This window comes from Burkholderia pulmonis, assembly GCF_984667975.1.
Window position 1 is genome coordinate 2,210,757 of record NZ_OZ480187.1, and the last position, 20,641, is coordinate 2,231,397.

General features: G+C 65.9%; 14 protein-coding genes. 6 read left to right on the forward strand and 8 right to left on the reverse strand.

What is annotated here, in order from left to right; translation table 11 throughout:
• Window position 1 precedes the first annotated feature (1 nt).
• Window positions 2–3,073, reverse strand: coding sequence for a formate dehydrogenase-N subunit alpha (fdnG, locus tag AC5LXK_RS26590; RefSeq protein ID WP_493391654.1), 3,072 nt, complete (start codon window positions 3,071–3,073; stop codon window positions 2–4).
• Between the two features lie 142 nt (window positions 3,074–3,215).
• On the opposite strand from fdnG, the gene AC5LXK_RS26595 reads away from it, so the two are divergent.
• The 3 genes from AC5LXK_RS26595 (at window position 3,216) to AC5LXK_RS26605 (ending at window position 6,589) form a co-directional block, all read left to right on the forward strand.
• Window positions 3,216–4,145 (forward strand): YihY/virulence factor BrkB family protein, encoded by a 930-nt coding sequence (locus AC5LXK_RS26595; RefSeq protein WP_493391655.1) that lies wholly within the window; start codon window positions 3,216–3,218, stop codon window positions 4,143–4,145.
• Between the two features lie 420 nt (window positions 4,146–4,565).
• Window positions 4,566–5,723, forward strand: coding sequence for a porin (locus AC5LXK_RS26600; RefSeq protein ID WP_493391656.1), 1,158 nt, complete (start codon window positions 4,566–4,568; stop codon window positions 5,721–5,723).
• 392 nt (window positions 5,724–6,115) lie between these two features.
• The gene (locus AC5LXK_RS26605) at window positions 6,116–6,589 is read left to right on the forward strand and encodes a VOC family protein (protein ID WP_493391657.1); all 474 of its coding nucleotides are present in this window, start codon (window positions 6,116–6,118) and stop codon (window positions 6,587–6,589) included.
• Between the two features lie 151 nt (window positions 6,590–6,740).
• Here the strand turns inward: AC5LXK_RS26605 and AC5LXK_RS26610 are convergent, their stop codons facing one another.
• Both AC5LXK_RS26610 and AC5LXK_RS26615 read right to left on the reverse strand, forming a co-directional pair.
• A complete protein-coding gene (locus AC5LXK_RS26610) occupies window positions 6,741–7,532 on the reverse strand; it encodes an AadA family aminoglycoside 3''-O-nucleotidyltransferase (protein ID WP_493391658.1) in 792 nt (263 codons plus the stop codon).
• 235 nt (window positions 7,533–7,767) lie between these two features.
• Window positions 7,768–8,217 carry an HU family DNA-binding protein gene (locus tag AC5LXK_RS26615; RefSeq protein WP_493391659.1) on the reverse strand — a complete coding sequence of 150 codons (450 nt, stop codon included), beginning with the start codon at window positions 8,215–8,217 and terminating at the stop codon, window positions 7,768–7,770.
• Between the two features lie 257 nt (window positions 8,218–8,474).
• Between AC5LXK_RS26615 and AC5LXK_RS26620 the strand changes: the two genes are divergently transcribed.
• Window positions 8,475–9,593: an acyltransferase family protein gene (locus AC5LXK_RS26620; RefSeq protein ID WP_493391660.1), complete on the forward strand. Its 1,119-nt coding sequence runs from the start codon at window positions 8,475–8,477 to the stop codon at window positions 9,591–9,593.
• Between the two features lie 359 nt (window positions 9,594–9,952).
• Here the strand turns inward: AC5LXK_RS26620 and galU are convergent, their stop codons facing one another.
• Together galU and AC5LXK_RS26630 are read right to left on the reverse strand one after the other, a co-directional pair.
• Window positions 9,953–10,840, reverse strand: a complete 888-nt coding sequence (galU, locus tag AC5LXK_RS26625) for a UTP--glucose-1-phosphate uridylyltransferase GalU (protein ID WP_493391661.1) — start codon at window positions 10,838–10,840, stop codon at window positions 9,953–9,955.
• Window positions 10,841–11,070: 230 nt separating this feature from the next.
• Window positions 11,071–11,214, reverse strand: a complete 144-nt coding sequence (locus AC5LXK_RS26630) for a hypothetical protein (protein WP_006479318.1) — start codon at window positions 11,212–11,214, stop codon at window positions 11,071–11,073.
• A 217-nt stretch (window positions 11,215–11,431) separates the two neighbouring features.
• Between AC5LXK_RS26630 and AC5LXK_RS26635 the strand changes: the two genes are divergently transcribed.
• Window positions 11,432–12,607: an acyltransferase family protein gene (locus tag AC5LXK_RS26635; RefSeq protein ID WP_493391662.1), complete on the forward strand. Its 1,176-nt coding sequence runs from the start codon at window positions 11,432–11,434 to the stop codon at window positions 12,605–12,607.
• A gap of 310 nt (window positions 12,608–12,917) precedes the next feature.
• On the opposite strand, the gene AC5LXK_RS26640 is transcribed toward AC5LXK_RS26635, so the two are convergent.
• Genes AC5LXK_RS26640 through AC5LXK_RS26650 form a run of 3 tightly spaced genes read right to left on the reverse strand, consistent with a single transcriptional unit; the run spans window position 12,918 to window position 19,079 of the window.
• Window positions 12,918–15,380: a glycosyltransferase family 4 protein gene (locus AC5LXK_RS26640; protein WP_493391663.1), complete on the reverse strand. Its 2,463-nt coding sequence runs from the start codon at window positions 15,378–15,380 to the stop codon at window positions 12,918–12,920.
• Window positions 15,377–16,843 carry an oligosaccharide flippase family protein gene (locus AC5LXK_RS26645; protein WP_493391664.1) on the reverse strand — a complete coding sequence of 489 codons (1,467 nt, stop codon included), beginning with the start codon at window positions 16,841–16,843 and terminating at the stop codon, window positions 15,377–15,379. Before AC5LXK_RS26645 ends, AC5LXK_RS26640 begins: the two co-directional genes overlap by 4 nt.
• A 43-nt stretch (window positions 16,844–16,886) precedes the next feature.
• Window positions 16,887–19,079, reverse strand: a complete 2,193-nt coding sequence (locus tag AC5LXK_RS26650; protein ID WP_493394063.1) for an NHL repeat-containing protein — start codon at window positions 19,077–19,079, stop codon at window positions 16,887–16,889.
• Window positions 19,080–19,546: 467 nt separating this feature from the next.
• On the opposite strand from AC5LXK_RS26650, the gene AC5LXK_RS26655 reads away from it, so the two are divergent.
• A complete protein-coding gene (locus tag AC5LXK_RS26655) occupies window positions 19,547–20,611 on the forward strand; it encodes an acyltransferase family protein (protein WP_493391665.1) in 1,065 nt (354 codons plus the stop codon).
• Window positions 20,612–20,641 lie beyond the last annotated feature (30 nt).

Genomic DNA, 20,641 nt, shown 5'->3' on the forward strand with positions numbered 1-20,641 from the left:
CTTACGCCTTTTCGACCTTCACCAGGAACGACTTGAATTCCGGTGTATAGGAGTTGCCGTCACCCACGGACGGAGTCAGGGTATTGGCGAGATAGCCGGGCTTCGTCAGCCCCTTGAAGCCCCAGTGCAACGGGACGCCGACCGTCTGGACCTTCTTGCCGTCGACCGTCAGCGGCTTGATCCGCTTCGTGACGAGGGCGACCGCGATGATGTAGCCGCGCTTGGACGACACCTTCACACGTTCGCCATGCGCAACGCCGACTTCCTTCGCGAGGTCTTCGCCGATCTCGACGAATTGCTCGGGCTGGATGATCGAATTCAGCCGCGCATGCTTGGTCCAGTAGTGGAAGTGCTCGGTCAGCCGGTACGTGGTTGCCACGTGCGGGAAATCCGCCACCTTGCCGAACGACGCACGGTCGTCCGGGAACACGCGGGCGGCCGGGTTGTTCAGCGCCTGCGGGTTGTTCGGGTGCAGCGGGTTCGCGTCGAGCGGCGTCTCGAACGGCTCGTAGTGCTCGGGGAACGGGCCTTCGTTCAGCCCCGCGCGGGCGAAGAAGCGCGCGACGCCTTCCGGGTTCATGATGAACGGCCCCATCCCGTTTTCGGGCGGTTCGTCCACCTTGAAATCCGGCACGTCGACGCCCTTCCACGCGCTGCCGTTCCAGCCGACCAGCTTGCGGGTCGGGTCGAACGGCTTGCCGGCGACGTCGCACGACGCGCGGTTGTACAGGATCCGCCGGTTCGCCGGCCACGCCCACGCCCAGTTCAGCGTCTGGCCGATGCCGGTCGGGTCGGAATTGTCGCGCCGCCCCATCTGGTTGCCGGCCTGCGTCCACGCGCCGCAGAAGATCCAGCAGCCGCTCGCGGTCGTGCCGTCGTCCTTCAGCTGCGCGAACGCGGCGAGCTGCTCGCCCTTCTTCACGAGCGTTTTGGCCGGATCCTTCGGGTCGGGCAGATCGGCGAGCGCACGGCCGTTGAACTCCATCGCAAGCTCTTCGGGCGTCGGGCTTTCCGGGTTCGCATACGGCCACGTGAGGTTCACGATCGGGTCCGGATACTTGCCGCCGTCCGTCTGGTACATCTTGCGCATGCGCAGGAACAGGCCCGACATGATCTCGAGGTCGCTCTTCGCCTCTCCCGGCGGCTCCGCGCCCTTCCAGTGCCACTGCAGCACGCGGCTCGAACTCACGAGCGAGCCGTTTTCCTCCGCGAAGCAGGTGGTCGGCAGGCGGAACACCTCGGTCTGGATCTTCGACGCATCGACGTCGTTGTAGTCGCCGTGATGCTTCCAGAACTCGGACGTCTCGGTCGCGAGCGGATCCATGATCACGAGCCACTTCAGCTTCGCGAGGCCGGCCGCCGTCTTCACCTTCGACGGCGCCGCCGCGAGCGGGTTGAAGCCCTGGCAGATGTAGCCGTTCATCTTGCCGGCATTCATCAGCTCGATCACCTGCAGCAGGTCGTACTGCTTGTCCAGCTTCGGCAGGTAGTCGTAGCCCCAGTTGTTCTCGGCGGTCGCCGCATCGCCCCACCAGGACTTCATGAAGCTGACGTGGAAGGCCTTGTAGTTCTTCCAGTAGCTCAACTGGTTCGGCCGCAGCGGCAGCTGCACGCGCTTCTTGATGTAGCCGTCGAAATCCTGCTCGGACTGCATCGGCAGCGTCATGTAGCCCGGCAGCAGGTTCGACATCAGCCCGAGGTCGGTCAGCCCCTGGATGTTCGAGTGGCCGCGCAGCGCGTTCATCCCGCCGCCGGCGATGCCGATGTTGCCGAGCAGCAACTGCACCATCGCGCCGGTGCGGATGATCTGCGCGCCGATCGAGTGGTGGGTCCAGCCGAGCGCGTACAGCACGGTGCCGGCGCGGCCGGGAACGGCCGTCGTCGCGAGCATCTCGCACACCTTCAGGAATTTCTCCTTCGGCGTGCCGCAGACCTGCTGGACCATGTCCTGCGTATAGCGCGCGTAATGCTGCTTGAGCAGGTTGTACACGCAACGCGGATGCTGCAGCGTCGGGTCGACCTTCACGAAGCCGTCGTCGCCGCGCTCGTAGTCCCAGCTCGATTTGTCCGGATACGCGTGTTTCTCCGCGTCATAGCCGGAATAGATGCCGTCGTTGAACGCGAAATCCTCGCGCACGATGAACGAGAAGTCCGTGTAGTTCTTCACGTACTCGTGCTGGATCTTGTCGTTCGTCAGCAGATAGTTGATGACGCCGCCCAGGAAGACGATGTCGGTGCCGGTGCGGATCGGCGCGTAGTAATCGGCCACCGAGGCCGTACGCGTGAAGCGCGGGTCGACGACGATCAGCCGCGCCTTGCGGTGCGCCTTCGCCTCCGTTACCCACTTGAAACCGCACGGATGGGCCTCGGCTGCATTGCCGCCCATCACGAGAATCACGTCCGCGTTCTTGATGTCGACCCAATGGTTCGTCATCGCTCCACGGCCAAACGTCGGGGCAAGACCTGCCACCGTCGGGCCATGTCAGACACGCGCCTGATTGTCGAATGCGAGCATTCCGAGGCTGCGGACAGCCTTGTGCGTCAGGTAGCCGACCTCGTTGCTGCCCGCCGATGCGGCCAGCATGCCGGTCGTGAGCCAGCGGTTGACCTTCGAGCCGTCGTCGGCCGTCTCGACGAAGTTCGCGTCGCGGTCGGCCTTCATCAGCTTCGCGATGCGGTCGAGCGCGTCATTCCACGAGATCGGTTCCCACTTGTCCGAGCCGGGCGCGCGATACTCGGGGTGCGTCAGGCGGTTCGGGCTGTGGATGAAGTCGATCAGGCTCGCGCCCTTCGGGCACAGCGTGCCGCGATTGACGGGATGGTCGGGATCGCCTTCGATGTGGATGATGCTCGGCTGCGCATTTTTCGCGCCGTCTCCGAGGCTGTACATCAGGATGCCGCAACCCACTGAACAGTAAGGACAGGTGTTGCGCGTTTCGACTGTGCGCGCCAGCTTGTACTGTCGGACTGCGGCAAGCGCTTCGGACGGAGAAAAGCCCATCAGGGCAAGACTCGATCCGGCAAGCGACGTGGCCGTCACCTTCAGGAACTGGCGCCGGGACATTTGTAGCATGGCGGTCTCGGCGTTATTGTGGGGTGGGGTGAAACTGAAAGGAATTATAGACAGTTCACGCAACTCTGATCGATTCCTCGGATCAATACTGAATTGTCTGATTACCAACGATGATCCGCGTTCCGCGCGCAACCGAACCGTCATGAAACGACAGATCACTTCCGAAGCAACCCGGCTTGCCCAGCGACAGGCCAACTGGGCCCTCACCGCGTTCAAACGCTTCTCGTCCGACCGCTGCTCCGCGATGGCCGCGGGCATCGCGTTTTTCTCCGCGTTCTCGCTCGCGCCGATGCTCGTGATGGTGATCGCGGTGGCCGGCTGGTTCTACGGCGACGATGCCGCGCGCGGCCAGGTATTCGAGCAGGCGCACCAGCTGATCGGCGACGATGCGGCGGCCAGCATCCAGACGATCGTGCAGAACGCGCATCGCGCGGGTGAACGCGGCGGGCTTGCCACGCTGATCTCGTTCGCCGCGCTCGCGGTCGGCGCGTCGGCCACGTTCGCGTCGCTCAGCGCCGCGCTCAGCGTGATCTGGCCGGCCACCGAGAACCGCTGGTCGAGCATGCTCGGGCTCGTGCGCGTGCGGCTGATCTCGTTCGGGCTCGTGCTCGGCGTCGCGTTCCTGCTGATCGTGTCGCTCGTGCTCGACACCGCGATCACGTTCGTCGGCACCTGGCTGCTCGGCAATTCGCCGTACGTGATCGTCACGAACCTCGTGCAGTTCTTCGTCGGCGTCGCGGTGCTCGCGGCCGCGTTCGCGTCGCTGATGAAGTTCCTGCCCGACGCGCGCGTCGCGTGGCGCGACGCCGCGGTCGGCGGCGTCGTGTCCGCGATCCTGTTCTCCGGCGGCAAGAAGCTGTTCGCGCTGTACCTCGCGCACGCAGGCACCGCGAGCGCGTTCGGCGCGGCCGGATCGTTCGCGGTCCTGCTGATGTGGCTGTACTTCTCCGCGATCGTGCTGCTGCTCGGCGCGGAATTCGCGGCGGCTCGCGGCAACGCGCACCAGCCTGCCGGCATCGTCCCGGCTGCATCCGTTCAAACCGGTCGCACCGACGACCGTACGCACGACTGAGTCGCGCGCCCGCAGCAAAACGGCTGCGCATCGCGCTTGCGCATGCCCGGCACACCTGCCCGCTCCTCGGCAACCCCGCCGTCCGCCGCGCATTCGCGCGGCGTTGACGCGCTCTTTACACGCCGGCGCGCTCGCATCTGCAACAGCAAACGTTTGCATGCCCTCGTTTCCCTGCTGCAACGGGCCGAAACAGGGGGAATGTCTCGACGCGAACCACCCACCGAAACAATCGCGCCGCAACAATTGTCAACTGTTTCATAAATGGAAATAGTTGCTGATGTGCTTGATATATATAGGATTTTTAACGCTGTTACCTTTTCGAGACACTTTATTTTTTAAGCTTTCTTGCGTGTATGGCACTGAGCTATTCTCCAATCCGCAACAAATAACGATGAATCACTTGCGTGGAGAAACTCAACGATGAAGAAATATGCTCTCTCGGCCCTCTCGCTCGCCCTGCTGGGCGCCGCCGGCGCCGCTCAGGCTCAATCGAGCGTGACGCTGTACGGCGTGATCGACACGTCGATCACCTATGTTCACGGTAACGCCGGTCAAGCCAACAATTCGTGGTCGATGGGTAGCGGCAACCTGCAAGGCAGCCGCTTCGGCCTGAAGGGTGCAGAAGACCTCGGTGGCGGCCTGAAGGCAATCTTCCAGTTGGAAAACGGCTTCAACTCGGGTACGGGCTCGCTGGGCCAAGGTGGCCGCATGTTCGGCCGCCAGGCATTCGTCGGCCTGCAAAGCAACCAGTACGGTACGCTGACGCTGGGTCGCCAGTACGACCCGCTCGTCGACCTGGTCCAGGCAGTCACGGCAGACAACTATTTCGGCAGCGTGTTCGCCACGCCGGGTGACGTCGACAACAACGACAACAGCCTGCGCGTCAGCAACGCGATCAAGTACACGTCGCCGGTCTGGGCAGGCTTCCAGGTCGAAGGCATGTACGCCCTGGGCGGCGTTGCAGGCAAGACGGGCGCAGGCCAGACCTGGTCGGTCGCAGCGGCCTACAACAACGGCCCGATCGGCATCGCCGGCGGGTATTTCTACGCGAACAACCCGACGCCGGCTGCCGGCGTGCGCAACAACTGGACGTCGACGACGTCCGACAACATCGTCGACGGCCCGATCAACGCGGGTTACGTGTCGGCGAAGTCGATCGGCATCGCGCAAGTCGCCGGCCAGTACGCATTCGGCCCGGTGACGTTCGGCCTCGGCTACAGCAACTCGCAGTACAAGCCGGACGCATCGTCGGGCTTCGGCTCGACCGAGAAGTACAACACGGGCCGCGCGTTCGTGACGTACCAGGCCACGCCGCCGCTGCTGCTGGGCCTCGGCTACTCGTACACGAAGGCTAGCGGCAACACGACCGCCAAGTACCATCAGGTTTCGCTGGGCGGCGACTACTCGCTGTCGAAGCGCACGGACGTGTACCTGGTCGGCGCTTACCAGCACGCAAGCGGCACGCAGCTCAACGCGGACGGCACGACGTCGGCAGCGCAAGCATCGATCGGCTCGTACGGCATCGCCGGCACGAAGTCGCAAGAGCTCGTCGCACTCGGCCTGCGCCACAAGTTCTAAGAAGTACGTTTCCGGCGTGCATGGCGTCTCCGACGCCTTGCCGCCGACCTGGAAAGCCAGCCCCGGTTTCGGCCGCGGCTGGCTTTTTTTCGTCCGTCTCCCGCAGACAGGCCGGCATTCGCTGCACGGGCCGCCGCGCACAATCCGGTCCCGACGTACGTCGGCCAGCCGGCAGCGGCACCTGACGGCTGCAACGCGCCGGAGAAGCCGTTTCCGGATCGCCGGGCAGCTCGCCATTTCCCGTCGCGATGACTACCATCCGCACTGTCAGCGCCACCCGCGCGCCCGGCGCGACGATTGTTTGCGCCACGTGTCGATTTCGGCGGGTGTCGTCCGTCGTATCGATGGCGGCACATGGTTTGCCCCAAACCCGTAGAGACAGGAGATTCGCCATGACGATTCAGAAGATCACGCCTTTTCTCTGGTACGCGGCGGAAGCCGAAGAAGCAGCGGCCTTCTATGCCCGCATCTTTCCCGATTCGCGCATCGTGCGCGTCACGGCGGTGCCCGGTACCGACGGCACGCGGATGGTCGAGTTCGAGCTGTTCGGACAGCCGTTCTTCGCGATGAGCCACCCGCGCACGGACACGTTCAATCACGCGATCTCGCTGCTGGTCAGCTGCGCCGACCAGGCGGAACTCGACCGCTACTGGAACGCGCTGCTCGACAACGGCGGCACGGCCGACGCCTGCGGCTGGCTGAGAGACCGCTACGGCGTGTCGTGGCAGATCGTTCCGGAAGCGCTCATTCCGATGATGACCGACCATGACGCGGTGAAGGCGACGCGCGTGGCCGCGGCGATGATGCAGATGATCAAGCTCGACGACGCCGCGCTGAAAGCGGCCTTTGCAGGCACGGCAGGCTGACGAAATGCGTCGGGCTGCGCGTGCGTGACGCCGCGCCGGGTCGCCGGCACGGGCCCGGATCGACGGTTTGCGCATGCCTTCGCATCGCAGGCGTTCACGACCCGCGGCAGGTCGGCCCGCAAACCGCTGGCGCGCCTCGCGACGCCAGCTGCTACGCCGACAGCATCGACTCGACGACCCGCCGCGCGTAGCCGATGAACGCGGCAAGCGGTTCGCCCGACAGGATCGCCGCGCCCGCTTCGCCGCCGAGATAGGCAGCGCGTGCAGCCGCCACGACCGGCCGGTGTTCGTCCGGCAGGCGCTCCAGCACCCATGCCGCGGCGACGTCCTTGGGCGCGATCCTGCCGGTCGCCGCGCTGTACCAGATGCGTGCGAGCGCGAGCACCACGTTGCACTCGTCGCCGCGCCAGTTCGGCTCGGCATCCCACTGCGCGACGGTCGCGAGCAGCGCGACGACGAAATCGCGTACGGGCACCGGATCGAACAACGACGCAGCGTGCGGCCCGACCAGCACAACACTGTGCTGCCGCACCTTCGTCAGCAGGATGGCCAGATCGTGATCGACGAGCGGCGGTTCGACGATGCCGGCTTCGAGATCGCGGCGCAGCCATTCGCCGAATTGCAGCTCGCGTCGCGCCGGATATCGCCACGGCACCACGTCATCGTGCGCGACGACGGTGACCTCCAGCGCACGCACGCCATCGGCACACCCGGGCGGCGCCGATGCGGCGAGCAGATCGTCCATCAGCGCACGCCGCACCGTTTCGGCAGGCCGTGCCGTCACCGTCACCAGCAAGTCGATGTCGCTGCGCGGCTTCAATCCGCCGTCGAGCGCCGATCCGAACAGGTGGATCGCTTGCAGCGTCGCGCCGAGATGCCGTTCGATCGCGGCGCGTGCGGCGGCGACCTGTGCGGCGATGGCGTCCGGGATGAATTCAGTCACGCCGGCGTGCGTTGCGATGCGCACGCAACGGGTGGCCGCGAAACAACGCCCCCGCGCATGCGATTTTCAGTTTGCCGTTCGGCATCGCGCGGCATGCGATGCATCGCGCATCGTGCCGCACATCGCTGTCGCGCAATTTGCGCAGCGCAATAAAAATCCCCGGACGCTTTCGCGTACGGGGATCGCAGGACACCGCAACGGCTGCCGACATGTATTCGGCAGTCGTTGCGCGGCATTACGCTGCCGCGTCCTTCAGCTTCTTCAGCGCACGTGCCTTCACGCGCACGCTGGCCGGCTTCGCCGGGAACCAGCGCTCTGCGCCCGTGAACGGATCCTTGCCGAAGCGCTTCTTCTTCGCCGGCACGACTTGTGCCGTGATCTTCAGCAGGCCCGGCAGCGTGAACTCGCCTGCGCCCTTCTTGTGAACCGAGCCCAGCACGACGTTCTCGAGTGCGGCGAGCACTGCCTTGACCGCCTTCACTTCGACAGCTGCGCGCTCAGCGATGTGCGTTGCGAGCGATGCCTTCGTGAACTTGTCCTTCAGCGGCGTCGGAGCAGCCGGTGCTGCCTTCGCGACAGCCTTCTTGGCTACTACTTTCTTCGCGGGCGCAGCCTTTTTTGCAGCCACTTTCTTGGTGGCCGGTGCGGCAGCCTTCTTGGCCACCTTTTTTGCGGAAGTCGCCATGTTTCTCCTACCAGGTGTGGTCGTTGGATACACGAAGCGTGCAACGCGCGCGCTTCAACGCCGGATTCTACAAGCGCCTTGACGCTTCGTGCAGTACTTTTATGCGTTTTCGCGGGGTTTCCCGCAGGTTTTGTTGCGCGCGACCGACTTCATCGACGCTCGAGCGTCAAAAAACGCCTTCACGTATACGCCGGAACGCGAATTACGTTCGATATTTGCGCACCTATACTGGCCTCGCTCAATGCCCGGATGCCTCCATGCGCGAAGCCCGATACGTCAAAGGACTCGACGGCCTGCGAGCCCTCGCCGTCATCCTCGTTTTCCTGTCCCACAAGGGCCACGTCCTTGCCGTCGACGTCGGCAAGCTTGGTGTGTGGACGTTTTTCCTCATCAGCGGATTCCTGATCGTCGGCGAGCTGCATCGCAACCGCCAGGCGGTCGAGTGCGGCACCATGACGCGCCGCCACGCGCTCGCGCTGTTCCTCGCGAAACGCGCGCTGCGGATCTTTCCCGTGTACTACCTGCTGCTCGCCGCGCTCGCGATCGCGCACGCGCTGTTCTACCAGCGCGGCGTCAACCTCGGGCTCGCGTGGCACGCGGTGTTCCTGTCGAATTACTGGATCGGCGTCGTCAAGGACGGCTGGCCGGGCTCCACGTCGCACTTCTGGAGCCTCGCCGTTGAACAGCAGTTCTATCTGATTGCACCGCTCGCGCTGCTCGCGGTACCCGCCGCGCGACACGTCGCGCTCGGCATCGCGGCCGTCGCGCTGTGCGCGGTCGCGCATCTCGCGCTCTACCTGTCGGACGCGTCGCCGGTCCTGATCTACGCGTTTTCCCCGTGGAATTTCGCATTGATCGCACTTGGCGGCGTCGGCGCGATGGCGCTCGCCGATCGCGGCGCGACCGCCGTCCGCCGCGTTCCGCCCGGCTGGCTCGGCGCGGCCGGCGTCGTGTTCTTCCTCGTGCTGCCGGCATGCACGGCGCTGCCCGACGCGGTCGCGGGGCTCGCGGATCTCGGCCTGTCCGCATCGCTCGGCGCGCTGATGCTGTGGATCGTCAGCGAACCCGAGCATCCCGTCGTTGCGCTGCTCAGCTGGAGCCCGCTCGTCTACCTCGGCACGATCAGCTACGGCTTCTACCTGTTTCACAACCTGATTCCGACGCGCTTCGGCGTGCTCCCCGCTTACTTCGCGCACGTGCCGATGCCGGAAATCGTCCGCGACGCGCTGCCGGAGATGCTGCAGTTCGCGCTCGCCGTGCTGCTCGCGCACCTGTCCTGGCGCTATCTCGAAAAGAAGCTGCTCGACTTCAAGAAGCCGGTCGCCGCGATGCTGGCCCGGCACTTCGCTGCGCAGCCGAGCGCGTCGGCGCGCTGAGCGTCACGCACGCGCGACGGCAACCGGACCGCAACATCGCCGCACCGGTCACACCCGGCAGGCCGACGCATCGCAATCGGCGCTGCGTCATCGAGCGGCGTCCACGCGAACGTCGATGCATCTCGCGCAACAAACCCGCCGATCCGGTCACCCGGTGAATGCTTCGGCACCGGTTTCATGCGCAACGCCCCTACTTCACCGGCACACGTCGCACGGCGTTGCTCCCCCCACCTTCCCGACACGACGGACAGGCGTCACGCACCACGATCGCGCACCCGCAAAAGCAAAAAAGCCCCGGCGCGTGAGCGGCCGGGGCCAACGGAACAACCACCACCTGAAACAACGGAGCGCGCGGCTGCTTATGCGACGGCAGCCAGCGCGGGCAAACAGGTACGCAGGTACGCCTCGAATTCGCGGCTCACTTCCGGATGCTGGAGCGCGAGCTCGACGGTCGCCTTGAGATAGCCGATCTTGCTGCCGCAGTCGAAACGCGTGCCGTAGTAGCGATACGCGAGCACCTGCTCGTTCGCGAGCAGCGACTGGACCGCGTCGGTGAGCTGCAGTTCGCCGCCCGCGCCCGGCTTGAGCTTGCGCAGGTGATCGAAGATCGTCGGCATGAACACATAGCGGCCGACCACGCCGAGATTCGACGGCGCATCCTCGGGCGCCGGCTTCTCGATGATGCCCGACAGCTTGATGATGTCCTCCTCCCATTCGCGGCCTTCGACGACGCCGTACGAGCGGCTGTCCTCGCGCGGGATCGTCTCGACCCCGATCACCGAGCTGTGATAGTGGTCGAACACGTCGACGAGCTGCTTGAGCACCGGCTGTTCGCCGTGCAGCAGGTCGTCGGCGAGGATCACCGCGAACGGCTCGCCGTGCACGAGCTTCTCCGCGCACAGCACCGCGTGACCGAGACCGAGCGCTTCCGGCTGGCGCACGTAGAAGCAGTTGACATTGCTCGGCTTGATGCCGCGCACGAGTTCGAGCAGCTTTTCCTTGCCGCGCGCCTCGAGTTCGGCCTCGATCTCGTACGACTTGTCGAAATGATCCTCGATCGCGCGCTTGCTGCGCCCGGTGACGAAGATCATCTCGGTGATGCCGGCGTTGATCGCTTCCTCGACCGCGTACTGAATCAGCGGCTTGTCGACGACGGGCAACATTTCCTTCGGGCTCGCCTTCGTTGCCGGGAGGAACCGCGTGCCGAGACCGGCAACGGGGAACACGGCCTTGGTGACTTTCAACATGTTCGCGTCCTGATAGCGTTGACTGCACCGCGTCGCCCAGCGACCCGGCGCGATTGTGTTCCGAACGGCATATCGAGAATCGACGGTACGGCCAATTCCACTCCGCTCATTTTCGATATGGACTGAATGCCCAATGACTCCGAAAAAAACATAATCCTGTAAATCCGGTCGATATTGCCGGGACGATTACCGGATCATAAACAAATTACCGATTTTCCGGATACAAATTCTTACGATTCGAATTCCTCGATATAGGGCACGCCGCCCCGCTCGAGGCCCGGGCGAATCGGTTCGTTCTTCAGCGCCTCGCGGTACGCCGACAGCACGGCCATGACCAGCAGTACTGCAGCGCTCGCGATCCAATGCATGTCCATCTTGCCGCTCCTTGCATCAATCAACTGGAGCTTCAAATTATCAGAAAAAAATCGGCAAATAATTGACGCGCCTTGTGGAACCGCTTTCGGATCGCGATAAAACCATGATGTGGAATACCGATATTTCCCGGCGAGATTTTTTTATTCATTGATCGAATTCTTGCGCATTACGATTGAATGAAACTCCCCGTCAATCCGTCGCAAGGAATCGAATCGCATGCAAGCTTTCAGCGGATCGTCTCTGACCGCGCCGCCCGTCGCCGATCACAAGGAACACGTGATCGACGCGATGCGCGGCTTCGCGGCGCTGCTCGTCGCCTATTTCCACTGCCGCCAGGTCGTCTGGGTCGGCATGCAGAGCTTCCATCACGCTTACGGTCATGCCCTGAGCCCGGGCGTGATCGCCGGCTACCTGACCTTCCCGTTCGCGTGGGGCTCGGCCGGCGTGCCGATCTTCTTCGTGATCAGCGGCTACTGCATCCACCGCAACGCGGCGCTCAAGCTCGCGGCCAACCCCGCGTACCGGCTCGACGCACCGAACTTCTGGGTGCGCCGGTTCGCGCGCATCTACCCGGTGCTGCTCGCCGCGCTGCTGTTCACGCTCGCGCTCGACTCGGTCAGCCTCCAGATCGAGCCGGTCAGCCACAAGATCCGCGACGTCGGCCTCGTCGCCTTTCTCGTGAACCTGTTCTCGCTGCAGGGCGTCGCCGGTTACACGTACGGATCGAACGGCGCGCTGTGGACGCTGTCGCTCGAAGTGCAGTTCTACGCGATCTACCCGCTGCTGTTCGCGCTCCGCCGGCGCATCGGCATGCCGGCCGTGGTGGCGGCGGTCGCGGTCGTCAACGTCGCGTCGGCGTGGCTGCTCGAACGGCACGACCTGCAGTTCTTCACGTCGTACTGGCTGTCCTGGACGATCGGCGCATGGATCGCCGACGTGCGCGCGCAACAGTCGCGCGGTGCGGCCACCGTGCCGTCGCGCGCGTGGTACGGCGCGGCCGCGGTGCTGCTGGCCGCCGGTTGCGGCGCGTTCCATTTCGGCCAGTACGGCGCGTTCCAGCTGTGGTCGGCCGGCTTCGCGTGCTGCCTGTACCGCGCGCTCGCCCGCCCGCCGCGCCCGACGCCGCCGCTGCGGGTGCTGAGCTGGTTCGGCGATTTCAGCTACTCGCTGTACCTGGTCCACCTGCCGCTGTTCGTCTGCCTCGGCTCGGTGCTGTTCCATTCCGGGCTGCAACTGTCGATCTGGCCGTCGCTCGCATTCATGGCCGCCGCGATCCCGGTCGCGTACCTGTTCTACCGGATGTTCGAGCGGCCGGCGATGATGTGGTCGGCCAGCTTCAAGCCGGCACGCCCTGCCCGCGTGGTCACGCCGGCGCCCGAACAGCCCGCCTGACGCATCCGGAACGGTTCCGGAGCCCCCGTGCGGCATCTCGCTGCGCGGGGGCTTTTTCGTGGCCGCAGCGCGGCTGCACGCCGGCGAGGACGAAACATGCAGCGCACGGCTGACCGGCCGCGCGACGGCCCGCGTGAGCCGTCTTCGGCGGGCTCCGTGATGCCGCTTCCGCCAGTCCGGCCGGGTGCATCCGATCGACACGACGATCGCCCGAGGTCGCGCCCCGCCGGGCGTGCGCCGAAAAGCAAAGCCCCCACGCGGCGCAACACCGCATGAGGGCTCGTTTCCCGCCGGCACGCGCCGGCTGCGGCTATGACTTCTTCGCCTTCGCGGCCTTCGCCGTATCCGCGAGGATCTTCTCGACCCGCTCCACGTAGGTTTCGGTTCCGAACCGGCGCACCGCGGTCGCGCGCCCGCTCGCGACCAGCCGCTCGCGCAGCGCGCCGTCCCGCTTCAGCGCATCCAGCGCATCGGCCAGCGCGGTTGCGTTGCCCGGCTCGCAGAGCAGCCCGTTGCCGCCGTCCTCGATGATCTCGACGACGCCGCCCGCCCGGGCCGCGACGACCGGCCGGCGCGCGAGCATCCCTTCGACGATCACGCGCCCGAACGGCTCGGGCGTGATCGACGTGTGCGCGACGACGTCGACCGCCGTCATGCACGCGGCCACGTCGCGCTGGAACCCGAGGAAATGCACGCGCTTGTCCATCCCGTGCCGTGCGACGGTTTCGTGCAGCTGCGCCGCATAGTCGTCCTCGCCGAACAGCGGCGCGCCGACCAGCACCACGTGCATGTCCGGATGCCGCGCGGCCGCCTCCAGCAGCACGTGCTGCCCTTTCCAGCGCGCGAGACGGCTGAACGAGCCGACGAGCCACGCATCCGCGGGCAACCCGAAGCGCGCGCGCAGCGCGGCCTGGCTCACGCCTTCCAGCGCGTCGAACGGTTCGGCCGAAATGCCGTTGAACACGACGTCGACGTGCTGCGGCGTGAAGCCCGTCAGCGCACGGAACGCCTGCGCGGACGCGTCGGAGTTCGCGATCACGCGCGTGACGCCGAGCCGCGCGCAATACTTGATCGCCAACAGCTGCTTGCTGCCGAAATGATCGGTGCTGACGATGTCGCGCAGGTGCCAGACCACCGGCTTGCGCGCGAGCCGCCCGGCGAGCGCGGCGACCACCATCGCGCGCTGCGTGTTCGCGTAGATCACCTCGGCGCGGCGCGCGCGCCGCGCGACGTCGCGTACCAGCCGCACGAGCTGCTTCACCGCGCCGAACGACACGCCGCCCTGCTTGCGCACGCCCGCGAGCGCGCCCTGGTCGACCACATCGACGCGCGCGCCGATCTCGTCGAGCGCCGCGCGGAACGGGCCGTCGTCGAACAGCAGCACATCGGCGTTCGCGCGCATGTGCTTCATGATTTCGAGCAACGACAGCTCGGCGCCGCCGAGCACGCCGCTCTGGTCGAGCACGAGCGTGGCCGGGCCGCGCGGGACCGGCATCGGTGCGGCCGTGCCGCGCTGCGCGGTCGAGCCGGGCAGCGCTTCCTCCACGTAGTCGAGAAAGCGCCGCCGGAACGTATCGGCGGAAAACCGCTCCGCGTTCGCCCGGCAGGCGTCCGGCGTGAAACGCTGCGGCGCCCGCTCGAAATCGTCGACGGCCGCGACGACCGCGTGCGGCGTCTGCTCGTCGAAGAACAGCCCGGTCGGGTTCAGGTTCGATTGCGGATCGAGCACGGTCTCGAGCGCGCCGCCCTTGCCGTACGCGATGACCGGCGTGCCGCACGCCTGCGCCTCGACGACCGAGATCCCGAAATCCTCCTCGGCCGCGAACACGAACGCCTTCGCGCGCCGCATCCGGTCGTGCAGCACCGCAAACGGCTGGTAGCCCATGATCTCGACGTTCGGGCCGGCCTTCGCACGGATCTTCTGCATCTCGGGGCCGTCGCCGATCACGACGAGCTTGCGCTCGGGCGTGCGCGAGAAGGCTTCGACGATCAGGTCGATCTTCTTGTACGGCACCATCCGCGACGCGGTCAGGTAGAAATCCTCCTTCTCCGCGTTCAGCGAAAACGCGTCGACGTCGACCGGCGGGAAGATCACCGCCGCGTCGCGGTGGTAGACCTTCCTGATGCGCCGCGCGATGAACGCCGAGTTCGCGACGAAGCCGTCCACCGCATTCGCGGTGCGCGTGTCCCAGTTGCGGATGTAATGCAGGATCATCCGCGCGAGCAGCGATTTCGGCCCGTGCGTGAGGTTCGACTGTTCCAGATACTGGTGCTGCAGGTCCCACGCATAGCGGATCGGCGAATGCACGTAGCTGATGTGCACCTGGTCCGGCCCCGTCAGCACGCCCTTCGCGACCGCGTGGCTGCTCGAGATCACGAGGTCGTACTCCGACACGTCGAGCTGCTCGATCGCGAGCGGCATCAGCGGCAGGTAGCTGCGGTACTTGGTACGCGCGAACGGCAGTTTCTGGATGAACGACGTCGTCACCCGCTTGCCGCGCACGAACGCGCGATCGTCGAGGAAATCGACGAGGCTGAACAGGTCCGCGTCGGGAAAGCACGCGACGATCTGTTCGAGCACGCGCTCGGCGCCGGCATAGGTCACGAGCCAGTCGTGGACGATTGCGACGCGCAGCGCGCGCGCCGGCTGGCGCGCACGGGCCCGCCCGGCCGGCACGGGCCGGTGCAGTGCGGCGACATCGCCCGCTTCGGCCACGGCGGCATCGGCCGTGGCGAGATTCAATACGGCGTGTTCCGCCAGATCGCGATTCATGCAGTTTTCCTCGCATTGAGACGGACAAACAGGTCACGCACGAGTGCGCGCAACCCCGGCGTCATCGTGAGCGACCACGCGACGTTCAGCACCAGCACGACCGCGCACAGCCCGACCGACTCGACCAGCCCCGGCCACGCCTGCGCGAGAAACAGGCTCGCGAGCAGGAAGGCGAGGTGCGCGAGCATGTCGAGCACGATCGCGCGCATCCGGATCGCCGACAGGTACAGCAGCACGCCGTAGTCGACGAGCGCGCGCGCCGCGACGACCACCGCCGCGCCGATCAGCCCGAAGTGATGAATGCCGAACCACAGGCCGCCGACGAAGAACGGCATCTCGACGAGCCCGGCGAATGCCGCGCGGGCCGGGTTGACCTGCGACTGGATCAGGATCCGCGTGACGCTCGCCTGGCCGACGAGCCACACGCTGATCACCAGCACGCGGCCGACCGGCGCAGAATGCGCGGCAAGATCGGCGCCGACCCACAGCGTGAGGAACGGCGCGAGCGCGAAGATCGCGACGATGCCGACCGGCGTGAACACGCCGTTCAGGAATTCGAGCGACTGGCGCGCGAGCGTATCGGCGTGATCGCGGCCGACCGCCGACAGGCGCGGGAACAGCGTGCGCACGAGCGCGTTCGGCAGCATGTTCAGCCGCGTGACGAGGTTCTGCGGCACCGTGTAGTAGGTGACGAACTTCGCGCCCATGCCGGCGCCGAGCAGCACGCGGTCGAGCGTGTCGGCGATCATGCTCGTCGTGCTCGCGATCAGCATCCAGCCGCCGAAGTTGAACAGCCCTTTCGCGGTGCCCCACTGCGGCGGATCGATGCGCCGGATCCCCAGCACCTTGATGCTCGCGTGGCCGAGCATCACCGCGGCGACCAGGCGCGCGACGACAGCCGCGGCGAGCACCGTCTGCAGGTTCGGCGCGATCCACCACGCAGCGCCGAGCGGCAGCAGCTGGAACAGGAACGTGCCGATCGTCTGGTTCGTGTTGAACACGCCGAACCGTTCGGCGCCGTTGATCGCGCCGGCGAACACCCACGACACGTTCGCGAGCGGAATCGCGAGCGCGAGCCACGGCAGCGCGAGATACACCTCGTGCTGCATCGCGGCCGATACCTTCGTGAAATACGCGGTGTAGATGAACGCGCCGAAATAGATCAGCAGGCCGCCCGCGATGCCGGTGCCGAGATTCAGCCAGAACGCGCTCCAGAACACGCGCGCGCTTTCTTCGGCGTTGCCGCTCGCGAGCGCCTTCGAGATGTGGTTCTGCGCAGCCATGCTCATCCCGAGATCGAGAACCCCGAAATAGCCGATCAGCGTCCACACGAGGCTCACGACGCCGTAGCGCTCGACGCCGAGCGCGTGGATATACGCGGGCACCGTCACCAGCGACACGAAGGTCGGCAGGATCAGCCCGACGAAGTTGATCGAAACGTTCTTGAGTATGCCTTTATCCATGCTTCTGCCTTGTGTGACGTTGACGTCGACGAAGCGCCGCCCGTCACGGTTTCCAGCGATACATCAGCACCTTGCCGCGTGCGTCTTCCTCGACGAACACGAGGTATTCGCCGTTCTCGCGCCGGAACGCGCTGATGCCGAACGGCACGTCGACCCAGCCGGATGCGTTGCCGACCTCGGCGCCCGGGCTCATCACGCCCACTTCCTTGCCTGTGTCCTTGTCGTACACGTGGATCTTGCCGACCGGCTCCACGGTGAAGATGTAGCGGCCCTCGACCGTGATCCCGATCAGGTCGAAGATCGGCTTCGCGTCGAGCTTCCACGGCAGCGCCACCTGGTAGCGCACCACCGGCGAGCCCGTCGACCACTTGTCGAAGCGGATCAGCACGCGCCCCACTTCCTTGTTGATGCCCGGCTGCGGCGGCGCGTCGGCCGTGTAACCGGTCACGTACAGCGTGTCCGTCTGCGGCTCGTAGATCGCGCGGCGCAGTTGCGTGAACGGCTGCGGCATCGGATAGGTCGTGACCTTGTCGTACGAGTAGATCGGGTTGCCGGCCTTGTCGACGCCGCCGTACTGGAAGCGGTGGATGCCGCGCACGTCGCTCGTGCGCCAGATGTCGCCCTTCGTGTCGACCCACCAGCCCCAGCCGCCCGCCTTTGCCTTGCCGGTCGTGTTGATCTCGAACTCGTCGGCATCGAGCCGGCCGTTGCCGTTCGCGTCGCGCCACAGCCAGTCGCCGCCCGGCGGCTTGTTCGGCACCTTGTCGACCGGCCGCGCGCGGCCCGCGATCAACCCCGACGGAATCGCGACTTCGCCGTCGCGCTTCGCATCGAAGCGATAGATCTTCAGGTGATCCGCGTACATGTCGGTCAGGTACAGGAACGTGCGGCCGTCGAGGCGACGCGCGATCGGCATCCCCGGCCACTGGTCGGTATGGAAGACGGGATCGTCCGGATACTTGAAGCGGTTCGACAGGAAGCCGACGTATTTCCAGTCCTGGCCCGGCGGCTTCGACAGGTCGAGCTCGAAGCGCTTGTTGCCCGTGTACACGCTGTTCGGCCGCGCGGGGTCGAGCCACGCGCCGTCGACGAACAGCAGCCCCTGCACCTGCCAGCGCGGCTTGCCGTCCGGCGTATAGCTTTCGAGCACCGCGCCGAGCCCGGCGCCGATCGTGTCGTGGCGCGGCCCGATGCCGTTCATCGACACATAGATGTTGCCCGCGCGGTCGACGCCGACGCCCGTCAGCCCGTTGAAGCGCTGCGGCCCCGGCCGCCCCGGCACAGGGCCCGCGAAGATGCCGCCGCGCGCGCCGAACGTGCCCGACTGCGCATAGCCCTTGCCGCCTTTCGAGAAGATCAGGATCTGCTGGCGCGGCCCGTTGTCCGCGACGAGCACGCGCCCTTTCGGGTCGACCGCCACGTCCACCGCATCGGTGCCTTCCGGCAGCGCGGGCGCGTCGTCGAGCTTGCGGCCGTCGGCTCGCACGTGCACGAGATGCGCAGGCCCGTTCAGCGTATCGGTCAGCAGCCACAGCGTGCCGTCACCGGCGAGCGCGATGCGGCCCGGCTCGTGCGCGCTCCACGTACCCTTCTGCTGCATCGTCTCGGCGTCGTAGACATCGACGACGTCGCGCGACGGATTCGTCGCGAACAGCGTCTTGTCGTCGGCCGCGAGGCCGCCCACTTCCGCCTTCGCCTCGCCCACGTCCGAGCGCGCGGGCGCCGGCACCTCGTTCATCATCATGAAGCTCGCGGCCATCCGCGCGCGGCCGGCGTCGGCGCGCCCGCCCGGCGCGACCTGCGGCGACGCGCGAAACGGCGCCGGCTGCTTCATGTCGCCGATCGTGCGCCGCGAAATGCCGAACCACTGCTTGCCCTTGTCCGGCCAGATGCCGGGCGACTGCAGGTGACCACGCTCGTTGCCGACGCCGATCGCGACATACGCGTACTTGCTGTTCACGGCGATCGCGTTGCCGCCGAGGTTGCCCCAGCCGTGCGTGCCGCCCGCGAAGCCGAGCATCTTTCCGTCCTGGTAGACGCTCGCCTCCGCCCCGCTCTCGTCCCACGGCGCATTCGTATACACCTTGCCTTCAGGCGTCACCGCGATCGCGCGGATGTCGATCTGCGTCCAGCTGCCGTCGCCATAGCCGAACGTGTTGCCGATCCACGACGTCGTCGCGGGCAACACCGTTTCGGCCGATGCAGCGCTCGTCAGCAGCGCCGCGCATACCGTCATGCCAACCAGAATCAGACGTCGCAATGCGCTTCTCCAGACTTGATGCAACAGCGACCGGCACCGCCGCGAACTGCCGCCGGCGCACCCTGTCGCTAAATAGGTTTCAAACGTCGCGATGCAGGTTACAAGCAAAAATAATCACAAGAAATTTGGAAATATTTGAGGATGTTTCTGCCTGAAATATTGAACCGGAACAGGCAATAAATGACCTTCCGAAACGGCAATAACGACCGCCTTTCACGCGCCGCCGCGTAGAAAATTCCGCTCCGCACCGCCTGCAGCCCCGTCCGGGCGCGAACCTTTCATCCCGTGACCGTAATAATCGGCATTTGAATGTTTGTCGTCAGATAAATGACGCGCGTTTTTTTACCGATTTCTTTTCCCTAGAATCGATTTCGATTCGATATTCCATTTAAAGGCATGCAATACGTACACGCATTGGATACAGGTCGTGAAGGAGCCGCGCGATGACGGCCCTTTCGCGCCCCGCCGACCTCGCCCCGCCGCAACACGGCCGCATCGTGCAGCTCGACGGGCTGCGCGCGATCGCGGTGGGCGCCGTGTTCCTCCAGCACGCGCTGAAAGCGCCGCTATGGATGGGCGTCGACCTGTTCTTCGTGCTGAGCGGCCTGCTGATCACCGGCATCCTGCTCGACCGCAAGGCGCGCGGGCAGTCGTACTTCAGCCACTTCTACGCGCGCCGCGTGCGCCGCATCCTGCCGCCGTACGTGCTGCTGCTGGCCGTGTCGACGATCCTGTTCGGTGCGAGCTGGCTGCCGCACTGGCCGTGGTTCGCGTTTTTCTCGACCAACATCGGACTGTCGCTGGGCAGCATCGGCCACGACAGCCTGAACGTGCTGTGGTCGCTCGCGGTCGAGGAGCAGTTCTACATCTTCTGGCCGTTCGTCGTGCTGTGGTGCTCGGAGCGCGCGCTGCTGTGGGTCGCCGCCGCGCTGATCGTCGCGGCGCCGGTGCTGCGCGCGATCGCGACGCCGTGGTTCGACTCGTTCTGGCCGATCTACTACCTGACGCCGTTCCGGATGGACCTGCTCGCGGCCGGCGCGCTGCTCGCGATCGTGCTGCGCCGCGACCGGCGCGCGCTGGAGCCGTTCTATCCGCTCGCGATCGTCGGCGCGCTCGTGTCGCTCGCGATCCTCGGCTGGCTGCACCTGTCGTTCCCGCGCTTTCGCGCCGCGAACACGCCGCTGTCGAACGCGGCGCTCTACAGCATCTCGCTGCTGCTGTGCACGTCGATCGTCGTGATCGCGCTGCGCGGCCGCGGCATCGTGCAGCGCGTCCTGACGAACCCGATGCTCGTCTACGTCGGCACCGTCAGCTACACCGTCTACCTGATCCACCTGAGCGTGCTGTATGCGCTCTGGCCGCTGCACCTGAACCGCTTCGTCACGGCCGCGCTCGCGCTTGCGATCACGCTCGCGTACGCGACCCTGAGCTGGTACGGCTTCGAACGGCGGCTGACGCGCGGCCCCGCCCGCCGCGCGCTGCCGGCTGCCGCCAGCACGACGGCCTGATTTTCTCCATCCAACGATTTCGACAAGGAC